Source organism: Pseudomonas sp. SDO52101_S400 (assembly GCF_054071635.1).
Window position 1 is genome coordinate 1 of sequence record NZ_JBSVWF010000068.1, and the last position, 12,222, is coordinate 12,222.

The 12,222-nt window shown below is 61.6% G+C and carries 10 protein-coding genes; 7 read left to right on the top strand and 3 right to left on the bottom strand.

Annotated features, from left to right (window positions below; genetic code table 11):
* Positions 1-165 precede the first annotated feature (165 nt).
* The 3 genes from ACW9HX_RS25360 to rpmE form a co-directional block, all read right to left on the bottom strand.
* The gene (locus tag ACW9HX_RS25360) at positions 166-1,434 is read right to left on the bottom strand and encodes a malic enzyme-like NAD(P)-binding protein (protein WP_457382694.1); all 1,269 of its coding nucleotides are present in this window, start codon (positions 1,432-1,434) and stop codon (positions 166-168) included.
* Between the two features lie 183 nt (positions 1,435-1,617).
* Entirely contained in the window at positions 1,618-2,400 is a 783-nt protein-coding gene (locus ACW9HX_RS25365) for a thermonuclease family protein (RefSeq protein ID WP_457382695.1), read from the bottom strand.
* A 41-nt stretch (positions 2,401-2,441) separates the two neighbouring features.
* Positions 2,442-2,660, bottom strand: coding sequence for a 50S ribosomal protein L31 (rpmE, locus tag ACW9HX_RS25370; RefSeq protein ID WP_007925855.1), 219 nt, complete (start codon positions 2,658-2,660; stop codon positions 2,442-2,444).
* Between the two features lie 181 nt (positions 2,661-2,841).
* Between rpmE and ACW9HX_RS25375 the strand changes: the two genes are divergently transcribed.
* The 7 genes from ACW9HX_RS25375 (at position 2,842) to phaC (ending at position 12,127) form a co-directional block, all read left to right on the top strand.
* The gene (locus ACW9HX_RS25375; protein ID WP_457382696.1) at positions 2,842-5,061 is read left to right on the top strand and encodes a primosomal protein N'; all 2,220 of its coding nucleotides are present in this window, start codon (positions 2,842-2,844) and stop codon (positions 5,059-5,061) included.
* Between the two features lie 142 nt (positions 5,062-5,203).
* A complete protein-coding gene (gene argS, locus ACW9HX_RS25380) occupies positions 5,204-6,940 on the top strand; it encodes an arginine--tRNA ligase (RefSeq protein ID WP_457382697.1) in 1,737 nt (578 codons plus the stop codon).
* 1 nt (position 6,941) lies between these two features.
* A complete protein-coding gene (locus ACW9HX_RS25385; protein ID WP_457382698.1) occupies positions 6,942-7,658 on the top strand; it encodes an SPOR domain-containing protein in 717 nt (238 codons plus the stop codon).
* Positions 7,659-7,813: 155 nt separating this feature from the next.
* Positions 7,814-8,350: an ATP-dependent protease subunit HslV gene (gene hslV, locus ACW9HX_RS25390; protein WP_003220875.1), complete on the top strand. Its 537-nt coding sequence runs from the start codon at positions 7,814-7,816 to the stop codon at positions 8,348-8,350.
* 48 nt (positions 8,351-8,398) lie between these two features.
* Positions 8,399-9,736 (top strand): ATP-dependent protease ATPase subunit HslU, encoded by a 1,338-nt coding sequence (hslU, locus tag ACW9HX_RS25395; RefSeq protein WP_169428498.1) that lies wholly within the window; start codon positions 8,399-8,401, stop codon positions 9,734-9,736.
* A gap of 76 nt (positions 9,737-9,812) precedes the next feature.
* Entirely contained in the window at positions 9,813-10,190 is a 378-nt protein-coding gene (locus ACW9HX_RS25400) for a gamma-butyrobetaine hydroxylase-like domain-containing protein (RefSeq protein ID WP_085711048.1), read from the top strand.
* A 257-nt stretch (positions 10,191-10,447) separates the two neighbouring features.
* Entirely contained in the window at positions 10,448-12,127 is a 1,680-nt protein-coding gene (gene phaC, locus ACW9HX_RS25405; protein WP_457382699.1) for a class II poly(R)-hydroxyalkanoic acid synthase, read from the top strand.
* Positions 12,128-12,222 lie beyond the last annotated feature (95 nt).

Consider the following 12,222-nt stretch of genomic DNA (forward strand, 5'->3'; position numbering starts at 1 on the left):
GAAAACCGTCCACCATGTCTCCGAACATGTGTCCACCATGTCTCCGGTACATACATTGGGAGAGGGCTAGGGTGAGGGCTGCTCCTGAAGCTGGAACGCATTTTCAGACACAAAAAAGCCCCGACTCTCACGAGCCGGGGCTTTCGGTTGAAGCGCTACAACGACTTAGCCGTTGAACACGTCATCCACGCTTTTCAGCGGGTAGTTCTTCGGATACGGCAGGGTTGCTACGCCAGTCTCGATCGCAGCCTTGGCCACGGCGTCGGAGATCACGGTGATCAGGCGCTTGTCCATTGGCTTCGGAATGATGTACTCACGACCGAACTCCAGGGAGATACCACCGTAGGCGTCGCATACCTCCTGTGGAACCGGTAGCTTGGCCAGTTCGCGCAGGGCGTTGGCGGCAGCGATCTTCATTTCTTCGTTGATGCGCTTGGCGCGAACGTCCAGGGCACCACGGAAGATGAACGGGAAGCCCAGCACGTTGTTGACCTGGTTCGGGTAGTCCGAACGGCCGGTGGCCATGATCACGTCGTTGCGGGTGGCGTGAGCCAGCTCCGGGGAGATTTCCGGGTCCGGGTTGGAGCACGCGAAGACGATCGGGTTGGCTGCCATGCGCTTGAGTTGCTCGGCGGTCAGCAGGTTCGGGCCCGACAGGCCGACGAATACATCAGCACCTTCGATGGCGTCGTCCAGGGTGCGCTTCTCGGTAGCGTGAGCAAACACAGCCTTGTACTGGTTCAGGTCGTCACGGCCAGCGTGGATCACGCCGGTACGGTCGATCATGAAGATGTTCTCGACCTTGGCGCCCATGCTCACCAGCAGTTTCATGCAGGAGATGGCGGCAGCGCCGGCGCCCAGGCAGACGATTTTGGCTTCGCCGAGGGTTTTGCCGGCGATTTCCAGGGCGTTGATCATGCCCGCAGCGGTCACGATCGCGGTGCCGTGCTGGTCATCGTGGAATACCGGAATGTCGCACTGCTCGATCAGAGCACGTTCGATCTCAAAGCACTCAGGTGCCTTGATGTCTTCAAGGTTGATGCCACCAAAGGTGATGGAGATGCGTTTTACGGTGTCGATGAAGGCTTGCGGGCTTTCGGAATCGACTTCGATGTCGAATACGTCGATACCGGCGAAGCGCTTGAACAGCACGCCTTTACCTTCCATCACTGGCTTGGAAGCCAGTGGGCCGAGGTTACCCAGGCCCAGAATCGCGGTGCCATCGGAAATGACTGCAACCAGGTTGCCCTTGCCGGTGTACTTGTAGGCCAGTTCAGGATCGCGAGCGATCTCGCGCACTGGTTCAGCTACGCCGGGGCTATAGGCCAGCGACAGGTCGCGGGCAGTAGCAGTGGCCTTGGTGAGCTCGACACTCAGCTTCCCTGGACGAGGATTGGCGTGATATTCGAGAGCGGCAGTTTTCAGATCAGACATTTTGGCATTCCGCTTTTTACTGTTGGACAGACTGGTCAGCGAGGATACGCGCCTCGCAAAGTCCCCACAAGACTGCCCGGTCACCCCTGTCAAGCGCCCTGCCCTACGACTTTGGGCCAAGAGCCACGGCGCACAAGGGCTTGACTGTTCACAATCGACAGAAAAAATGTCTACAATTTTTCTTCAGCGAGACGATTGCAACATCGAAGGATCGGTCAGCGGCAGCAACCAACGGGCCTGACCCGGTTTCAATCCACCCCGTCTCGAGCGGTCGACCACCCAGCCCCGAGCCTCGACCTGCTTGCCCTTCAGCGCCTGCAAGGCATTGCCATCGAAACGATCCAGCAGATTGGGTGCAACGCGCAATACAAGCTTGTCCTGCAATTCGATCCAGATTCCGCCGCGATTGCGTTGAACCTTGCTCACACGACCACTGACCAGCGCGAATCCCGAGCGCTCGATCTGCTCCGCTTTCAGTACAGGTGAACGCTTCCACAGGCCAAGCCCGGCCTGCCGCGCACTGCGTTCGGCAGCTTGCTGGCAGTCGACAAGATCGACATTCGGCGCCACCGCGACCCGGAAACCGAGGCCATCGGCGAGCATTTGTGCTTCGAGATTCTCACCCCTGGCGCTGAAAACATGGGCCAGAGTTCGGCCGTAATGATCTTTGGGCTGAGCGCCGAGCTGCAGGCCGACCCGCCCGTCGCTCTCTGCAACCAATGCTTCGAGACGCTTGCGCGCCATTACCGCGAAAGGCTCGTCACTGCGACCCTGCTTGCCGAGCTCAGGGGTGTTGAGCCCGATCATTCGCACGCTGCGCCCGTCGCTCAGGCGCAAGGTATCGCCATCGACCACGCGCTGCACGGAGACGCCGGTCAGGCCGGCGGGTGCAGGACAGAAAGCCTGGGCGCCGGACAGCCAAATCGCGGACACAAAAAAGGCGCCCGCAAGGGACGCCTTTTTCATCAGACCGGAAAAGCCTTTGAGGTTTTCCAGAATGAAGGGCCTTAGGCCTTTTTCGCGCCGAAAGCACCGAAACGGTCGGCGAACTTCTGAACGCGACCACCGGTGTCCAGAGTCTTCTGCTTACCGGTGTAGAACGGGTGGCACTCGTTGCAAACGTCGATCGCCAAAGGTTTAGCGAAGGTCGAACGGGTTTCGAACTTGTTGCCGCAGCTGCAGGTAACAGCAACTGCTGGGTATTCTGGATGGATATCAGCTTTCATGGTGTCTTCCTCAGGCTAGCGTGCCGCCACCCAACACTATTGTTGAATACCGCACGTAATTAGGCCGCGGATTCTACCAGACAATGTCAATCGCGCAAGCTGTCCCTGAGACCGACCGTCTGCTAGGCTCCCGGCCCAAACATCATCCCCGCTGCTTGTTAGCTTCTTATCGAGATCCCGCGTGCCCGACGCCATTCTGCGCCTCGCCCTGCCTTCGCCCCTGCGCCGCCTGTTCGACTATCGGGCCCCGGCGGGTGTGCTGCGCTCGCAGTTGCAACCGGGCATGCGCCTGCGGGTACCGTTCGGCCGGCGGGAGATGATCGGGATTCTGGTGGAGGTCACCGACACCAGTGAAGTGCCGGTGGAGAAGCTAAAACCGGCGCTGGCCCTGCTCGACGCCACGGCACCACTGCCACCGGCACTGTTCAAGCTGTGTCTGTGGACCGCCCAGTATTATCAGCACAGCCTCGGCGACACCCTGAGCTGGGCACTGCCGGTACTGCTGCGTCAGGGTGAACTGGCCGAGGCCCGACAGGAACGCTTCTGGTCCGCCGCCCCCGGCGCCAGCCTTGACGATCCGCGCATCGCCCGTGCCCCGCGTCAGCGCGAAGCCCTGGCGACACTGGCACAGCACCCTCACGGCGTCGCCCATCAGTTGCTGAGCAAACTGATGCTGAGCAAGGACAGCCTCGATCTGCTGCTGGCCAAGGATCTGGTGCAAGTCGAAGTGCGCCGCCACGCTCCCGGCGTACGTCATGAACACTGGCTGGCCCAGCCGGAACTGCCGCTCAACACCGAGCAACGCGCCGCGTACGAAGCCATCCGCGCCGGCTTCGACAGCTATCACGCGTTTCTGCTGGCCGGAGTCACCGGCAGCGGCAAGACCGAAGTCTATTTGCAGCTGATCCGCGAAACCCTCGAAGCCGGCAAGCAGGCGCTGGTGTTGATCCCGGAGATCAACCTCGGACCGCAGACCCTGGCCCGTTTCGAACAGCGCTTCAACGCACGCATCGCCTTGCTGCACTCTGCGGTCAACGACCGCGAGCGGCTCGACGCCTGGCTCGCCGCCCGCGATGGCGAGGCCGACATTATTATCGGCACCCGCTCGGCGCTGTTCACCCCGATGAAGAATCCGGGGCTGATCATCATCGACGAGGAACACGACGGCTCCTATAAACAGCAGGAAGGCCTGCGCTACCACGCCCGGGATCTGGCGCTGGTGCGGGCGCGGCAGGAAAACATCCCGATTGTCCTCGGCTCCGCAACGCCATCGCTGGAAAGTCTGCACAACGCCTACACCGGCCGTTACGGGCTCCTGCGGCTGAACGAACGAGCCGGAGGCGCCAAGCAACCTCGTTTCCTGCGCCTGGATGTGAAAAGTCGTCCACTGGACAGCGGCATCTCCGGACCAATGCAACAAGCCATCGGCCAGACCCTCGCCGCCGGCCAGCAGGTTCTGGTGTTCCTCAACCGCCGGGGGTTTGCCCCGACCCTGCTGTGCCACGATTGCGGCTGGATGTCCGAATGCCAGCGCTGTGATGCGCGGATGACCGTGCACCAGCGCTACGGCGAGCTGCGCTGCCACCACTGCGGTTACGTCGAGCGCGTGCCGCGCCAGTGTCCGAAGTGCAACAAGGTCGATCTGCGGCCAGTAGGCGCCGGGACCGAGCGGGCCGAGGAACGGCTGGCGATTCTGTTTCCGGACTATCCGGTGCTGCGCGTCGATCGCGATAGCACGTCGCGCAAAGATGCGATGAACCAATTGTTCGCGACGATCCAGAAAGGTCAGCCGTGCATTCTGGTCGGCACCCAGATGTTGGCCAAAGGTCACCACTTCCCCCGCGTCACCCTGGTGTCGATCCTCGACGCCGACGGCGGGCTGTTCTCCGGCGACTTCCGCGCCAGCGAGCGCATGGCGCAACTGATCGTGCAGGTCGCCGGTCGCGCCGGGCGTGCGGAAGAGCCGGGCAAGGTGATCATTCAGACGCACCTGGCCGACCACCCTTTATTGGTGCAGTTGACCGAACAGGGTTATTTCGCCTTCGCCGAACAGGCCCTGAGCGAACGCCGCGCCGCCGGTCTGCCGCCGTTCTCGCATCTGGCGCTGTTGCGTGCCGAAGCACACAAGCCGGGGCAGGCCGAAGGCTTTCTCGATGAAGCCTGCAGCGAAGCCGAACGCTTGCTGGCCGAGCACAACCTGAGCGGCATCGAACTGCTGGGACCGGTGCCGGCGCCGATGGAGCGCCGGGCCGGACGTTTCCGCGCGCAATTGCTTTTGCAGGCCACAGCCCGGGCGCCGCTGCACCGATTGCTGTCGATCTGGCTGCTGGCACTGGAGCAGATGCCGAGCGGCCGGGCGGTGCGCTGGTCGCTGGATGTCGATCCGGTGGATCTGTACTGACCGGGCAAAACCGGTCGAATTGTCACCACACATCCACATCCTGCCTGCTAAGGTTGGCAAGCCCGTCTTCGCAACGGATAATGCCCAGTTTTTCCACCCGCGCATCGATGCGCCGCCGCGCTTGCGGTCGAAAGAGAAGACCATGAAAGACACCATTCGCCAGCTGATCCAACAAGCCCTCACCCAACTCGTCAACGAAGGTGTGTTGCCTGAAGGCCTGACGCCGGCGATCCAGGTGGAAAACGCCCGGGACAAGACCCACGGCGACTTCGCCAGCAACATCGCAATGATGCTGGCCAAGCCTGCAGGCATGAAGCCGCGCGACCTGGCAGAGAAAATCATCGCCGCCCTGCCGGCTGACGAGAACGTCACCAAGGCTGAAATCGCCGGCCCTGGCTTCCTCAATTTCTTCCAGAACACTCAAGCGCTGGCCTCGCGTCTGGACGCCGCACTGGCGGATGCTCACGTTGGCGTGCGCAAGGCTGGCCCGGCGCAACGCACTGTGGTCGACCTGTCGGCGCCGAACCTGGCCAAAGAGATGCACGTCGGCCACCTGCGCTCGACCATCATCGGCGACGGCGTGGCCCGTGTTCTGGAGTTCCTCGGCGATACCGTGATCCGTCAGAACCACGTCGGCGACTGGGGCACCCAGTTCGGCATGCTGATGGCGTACCTGCAGGAAAATCCGATCACCAGCGACGAGCTGTCTGACCTGGAAAACTTCTACCGCGCCGCCAAGCAGCGCTTCGACGAGTCCTCGGAGTTCGCCGACCGCGCCCGTGGTCTGGTGGTCAAGCTGCAGGCCGGCGATGCCGAATGCCTGGCGCTGTGGACCAAGTTCAAGGACATCTCGCTGTCGCACTGCCAGAAGATCTACGAACTGCTCAACGTCAAACTGACCATGGCCGACGTAATGGGCGAAAGCGCCTACAACGACGACCTGATCAACGTGGTCAACGACCTGAAAGCCGCCGGCATGCTGGTCGAAAGCAACGGTGCCCAGTGCGTGTTCCTCGACGAATTCAAGAACGCCGAAGGCGAGCCGCTGCCGGTAATCATCGTCAAGGCTGACGGCGGCTACCTGTACGCCACCACCGACCTGGCGGCCGTGCGCTATCGCAGCGGCAAACTGAAGGCCGACCGTGCGCTGTACTTCGTCGACCAGCGTCAGGCACTGCACTTCCAGCAAGTGTTCGCCGTGGCGCGCAAGGCCGGCTTCGTGACCCATCCGATGGAAATGGAACACATGGGCTTCGGCACCATGAACGGTGCAGACGGCCGTCCGTTCAAGACCCGTGATGGCGGCACCGTGAAGCTGATCGACCTGCTGACCGAAGCGCAGGAACGTGCCTACGCATTGGTAAAAGAGAAAAACCCGACACTGGCCGACGACGAACTGCGCAGCATCGCCAAAGTTGTGGGCATCGGCGCGGTGAAATACGCCGACCTGTCAAAGCACCGTACCAGCGACTACAGCTTCAACTTCGACCTGATGCTCAACTTCGAAGGCAACACCGCGCCTTACCTGCTGTACGCCTACACCCGCGTGGCCGGCGTGTTCCGCAAACTGGGCAAGGACTTCAGCGAAGTCGACGGCCAGATCGTTCTCGAAGCGGCGCACGAACAGGAACTGGCGGCCAAACTGGCGCAGTTCGGTGAAGTGCTGAACAACGTCGCGGAAAAGGGCACGCCGCACACCCTGTGCACCTACCTGTACGACGTGGCCGGCCTGTTCTCCAGCTTCTACGAGAACTGCCCGATCCTCGCCGCCGAGACCCCGGCACAAATGCAAAGCCGCCTGCGCCTTGCCGCGCTGACCGGCCGTACCCTCAAGCAAGGCCTGGAACTGCTCGGCCTGGAAACCCTGGAGCGTATGTAAGTTGGCTGCCAAGAAAAAACCTGCACCCAAGCGTGGCGCCAGCCGTTACCAAGCTCCAGCGAAGCAACCGATCCCGGGTTGGCTGTGGATGGCCATCGGACTGACGGTCGGTGCATTCATCGTATTCCTGATGAAACTGGAGCCGGGCAAGGGCAGCGACACGGTCAAGCGCGAGAAGGTCGAGCAACAGCAACAACAGAAAGCGACCAAGATCGCCGAGGCCAACAAGACCCCGCCGAGCCCGACGCAACCGGTGAAGCCGAAGTACGACTTCTATACCCTGCTGCCGGAATCGGAAGTGATCGTGCCGCCTGACGCCGTGCCCGAGAAAACCCTGCCGACGCCACAAGTGCCGGCGATCCCGACCACGCCGGTTACCCCGGCCGAAGCGGCGAAGATCGACACGGCGCGCGCGCAGGCTGCACTGTCCGGGATCACCCCGCCGCCAGCGCCACCGGTGACCAAGGCTGCGCCGGTGACCAAGTTCTTCCTGCAGGCCGGCTCGTTCCGCAAGCAGACAGATGCCGACAAGGTCCGCGCGCAGATCATCCTGCTCGGCCAGGCGGTAGCGGTGGAGTCCGGGACCGTGAAGGATGAAACCTGGTACCGCGTACTGGTCGGCCCGTTCAGCAACCGCGAACAACTGACCACCGCCCAGAAACAACTGGCGGGCGCGGGCTTCAGCAACCTGTTGTTACAACAACGCCAGAGTCGCTGATTTCCCTCGAATGATCCTTCCCGCGTGCTGCGCGGGGAGGATCAGCGCGACAACACCGCTCGTCCCCTCTCCTTCCCCGCAGTTGAAATCCTCTCCACCACCCCCATATGAATGGGCATAAGGCATTTTCGCCCCGCAGTGTGGAGACTCTTCCCTTGACCACCATCGTTTCAGTCCGCCGCCACGGCAAAGTCGTCATGGGCGGCGACGGCCAGGTTTCTCTCGGCAACACCGTGATGAAAGGCAACGCGAAGAAAGTTCGTCGCCTGTACCACGGCCAGGTCATCGCCGGCTTCGCCGGTGCCACCGCCGACGCCTTTACCCTGTTCGAACGTTTCGAAGGCCAGCTCGAGAAACATCAGGGTCACCTGATCCGCGCCGCCGTCGAACTCGCCAAGGAATGGCGCACCGACCGCTCCCTGAGCCGCCTCGAAGCGATGCTCGCAGTCGCCAACAAGGATGCATCCCTGATCATCACCGGCAACGGTGACGTGGTCGAACCGGAAAACGGCCTGATCGCCATGGGCTCCGGTGGCGGTTACGCCCAGGCCGCTGCCAGCGCGCTGCTGAAAAAAACCGATCTGTCGGCCCGCGAAATCGTCGAGACCGCTCTCGGGATCGCCGCCGACATCTGTGTATTCACCAACCACACTCAGACCATTGAGGAGCAGGATCTCGCTGAAGAAGCCTGAGTCGGCCCCGCGCCACGGCTTGTTTCTGCTTGAGGACCGTCAATTATTATGTCCATGACTCCCCGCGAAATCGTCCACGAACTCAATCGCCATATCATCGGCCAGGACGATGCCAAGCGCGCCGTCGCGATTGCCCTGCGCAACCGCTGGCGCCGCATGCAGCTGCCTGAAGAGCTGCGCGTTGAAGTGACCCCGAAGAACATCCTGATGATCGGCCCGACCGGTGTCGGTAAAACCGAGATCGCCCGCCGCCTGGCCAAGCTGGCCAACGCGCCGTTCATCAAGGTCGAAGCGACCAAGTTCACCGAAGTCGGCTACGTCGGCCGCGACGTCGAATCGATCATCCGTGATCTGGCCGACGCCGCGATCAAGATGCTGCGCGAGCAGGAAATGACCCGCGTGCGCCACCGCGCCGAAGACGCTGCCGAGGACCGCATCCTCGACGCCCTGCTGCCGCCGGCACGCATGGGCTTCAGCAACGAAGAAGCGCCGACCCAGGATTCCAACACTCGCCAGCTGTTCCGCAAGCGCCTGCGCGAAGGTCAGCTGGACGACAAGGAAATCGAGATCGAAGTCGCCGAAATGGCCGGCATCGAGATCGCCACGCCGCCGGGCATGGAAGAGATGACCAACCAGCTGCAGTCCCTGTTCGCCAACATGGGCAAGGGCAAGAAGAAGTCTCGCAAGCTCAAGGTCAAGGAAGCACTGAAACTGGTGCGCGACGAAGAAGCCGGTCGCCTGGTCAACGAAGAAGAGTTGAAGGCCAAGGCCCTGGAAGCGGTCGAACAGCACGGCATCGTGTTCATCGACGAAATCGACAAAGTCGCCAAGCGCGGCAATGTCGGCGGCGCCGATGTGTCCCGTGAAGGCGTACAACGCGACCTGCTGCCGCTGATCGAAGGCTGCACCGTCAACACCAAGCTGGGCATGGTCAAGACCGACCACATCCTGTTTATCGCCTCCGGCGCGTTCCACCTGAGCAAGCCGAGCGATCTGGTGCCGGAGCTGCAAGGCCGTCTGCCGATCCGCGTCGAACTCAAGGCCCTGAGCCCGGAAGACTTCGAACGCATCCTCAGCGAACCGCACGCCTCGCTCACCGAGCAATACTGCGCGCTGCTGAAGACCGAAGGCCTGAACATCCAGTTCCAGCCTGAGGGCATCAAGCGTCTGGCGGAAATCGCCTGGCAGGTCAACGAGAAGACCGAGAACATCGGTGCCCGTCGCCTGCACACGCTGCTCGAGCGACTGCTGGAAGAGGTGTCGTTCAGTGCCGGCGATCTGGCCAGCGCCCACGACGACAAGGCGATCCTGATCGACGCCGAGTACGTCAACAGCCACCTGGGTGAATTGGCGCAGAACGAAGATCTGTCCCGTTATATCCTGTAAGCCATACTTACAGTGGTCGTGAAACTGTGGGAGCCATCGGCTCCCACAATTTTTTTCACCTGACGGAACGCCGGCTATGACCCAACTCCCCACCGACATCAAACTGCACAAAGCCTCGAAAACCCTGTCGCTCAAATACGCGTCCGGTGAGGAATACACCCTGCCCGCCGAATTCCTGCGCGTGCACTCCCCCTCCGCCGAAGTCCAGGGCCACGGCAAACCGATCCTGCAATTCGGCAAGCTTCACGTCGGTCTGACCAAGGTAGAACCGGCCGGTCAGTACGCACTGAAACTGACCTTCGACGACGGTCACGACAGCGGCCTGTTCACCTGGGATTACCTCTACGAACTGGGGCGACGTTATGACGCACTCTGGGCGGATTATCTGGCCGAGCTCAAAGCCGCCGGCAAAACCCGCGACCCGGACGAGTCCGTCGTCAAGCTGATGCTCTAGTCCGCGCCTCGGACTGTTTAGAGGGCATTTTCTAAATTCATCTGTTTGAATGCTCCGCTAAAGCGGCCCGGGATCGGCTGCTTGCGAAAAAAATTAAACTCGGGTAACCAATGGAGCTGGCAAGTTCCCTGCAGTGCTCTACGACTGTAAAGCAGCTATGCAGAATCAACGGTCACCCGAGCAGTAGTACCTGGCATTGGCTGTGGAACTGCACAGCAGAAACCGGGTACTCGTCTCAGGACAATGGAGCGTCGTAGATGAGTAACAAGAATAACGATGATTTGAAGTACCAAGCCTCGGAAAACACCCTGGGGCTGAATCCTGTCGTTGGGCTACGCGGAAAGGATCTGCTGGCCTCTGCTCGAATGGTGCTGACCCAGGCCATCAAACAACCGATCCATAGCGTCAAACACGTCACTCATTTCGGTCTCGAATTGAAGAACGTGCTGTTCGGCAAATCAGAACTGCAACCGGCTGGCGATGACCGTCGCTTTGCCGATCCGGCGTGGAGTCAGAACCCGCTGTACAAACGTTACCTGCAAACCTACCTGGCGTGGCGCAAGGAACTCCATGCCTGGATCGACGACAGCAGCCTCTCGCCCAAGGACATTGCCCGCGGCCACTTCGTGATCAACCTGATGACCGAGGCCATGGCGCCGACCAACACGGCGGCCAACCCGGCGGCGGTCAAACGCTTCTTCGAGACCGGTGGCAAGAGCCTGCTCGACGGCCTCTCGCATCTGGCCAAGGACCTGGTACACAACGGCGGAATGCCGAGCCAGGTCAACATGGGGGCGTTCGAGGTCGGCAAGACCCTGGGCGTGACCGAAGGCGCGGTGGTGTTTCGCAACGACGTGCTGGAGCTGATCCAGTACAAGCCAATCACCGAGCAAGTGCACGAGCGCCCGCTGCTGGTCGTGCCACCGCAGATCAACAAGTTCTACGTATTCGACCTGAGCCCGGACAAGAGCCTGGCGCGCTTCTGCCTGCGCAACAATGTGCAGACCTTCATCGTCAGCTGGCGCAACCCGACCAAGGAACAGCGCGAGTGGGGCCTGTCGACCTACATCGAAGCCCTGAAGGAAGCGGTCGACGTGGTCACCGCGATCACCGGCAGCAAGGACGTCAACATGCTCGGAGCCTGCTCCGGCGGCATCACCTGCACCGCCCTGCTCGGCCACTACGCGGCGATCGGCGAGAACAAGGTCAACGCCCTGACCCTGCTGGTCAGCGTGCTCGACACCACCCTGGACAGCGACGTCGCGCTCTTCGTCGACGAGCAGACCCTGGAGACCGCCAAGCGCCATTCGTATCAGGCCGGCGTGCTCGAAGGCAAAGACATGGCCAAGGTCTTCGCCTGGATGCGGCCCAACGATCTGATCTGGAACTACTGGGTCAACAACTACCTGCTCGGCAACGAGCCGCCGGTGTTCGACATCCTGTTCTGGAACAACGACACCACCCGGTTGCCGGCCGCGTTCCACGGCGACCTGATCGAGATGTTCAAAAACAACCCACTGATCCGCCCCAATGCACTGGAAGTGTGCGGCACGCCGATCGACCTCAAGCAGGTGACCGCCGACATCTTCTCGCTGGCCGGCACCAACGACCACATTACGCCGTGGAAGTCCTGCTACAAGTCGGCGCAGCTGTTCGGCGGCAAGGTGGAATTCGTACTGTCCAGCAGCGGGCATATCCAGAGCATTCTGAACCCGCCGGGCAACCCGAAATCGCGCTACATGACCAGCGAAGGAATGACCGCCAACGCCGACGAGTGGCAGGAAAACTCGACCAAGCACGCCGACTCCTGGTGGCTGCACTGGCAGGCCTGGCAGGCAGCGCGTTCGGGCGAGCTGAAAAAGGCGCCGACGAAACTGGGCAACAAGGCGTTCCCGGCCGGCGAGGCCTCACCGGGCACTTACGTACACGAGCGGTAACTGACGCACCTACTCCCCCTGTGGGAGCGGGCTTGCTCGCGAAAGTGGTTGATCAGCCAACATTAATGGCGAATGACACGACGCCTTCGCGAGCA

Bases quoted from the DNA above. Each gene is read 5' to 3' on its own strand.
- ACW9HX_RS25360 (WP_457382694.1), bottom strand. From the start codon at position 1,434: ATGTCTGATCTGAAAACTGCCGCTCTCGAATATCACGCCAATCCTCGT.
- ACW9HX_RS25365 (WP_457382695.1), bottom strand. From the start codon at position 2,400: ATGAAAAAGGCGTCCCTTGCGGGCGCCTTTTTTGTGTCCGCGATTTGG.
- rpmE (WP_007925855.1), bottom strand. From the start codon at position 2,660: ATGAAAGCTGATATCCATCCAGAATACCCAGCAGTTGCTGTTACCTGC.
- argS (WP_457382697.1), top strand. From the start codon at position 5,204: ATGAAAGACACCATTCGCCAGCTGATCCAACAAGCCCTCACCCAACTC.
- hslU (WP_169428498.1), top strand. From the start codon at position 8,399: ATGTCCATGACTCCCCGCGAAATCGTCCACGAACTCAATCGCCATATC.
- ACW9HX_RS25400 (WP_085711048.1), top strand. From the start codon at position 9,813: ATGACCCAACTCCCCACCGACATCAAACTGCACAAAGCCTCGAAAACC.
- phaC (WP_457382699.1), top strand. From the start codon at position 10,448: ATGAGTAACAAGAATAACGATGATTTGAAGTACCAAGCCTCGGAAAAC.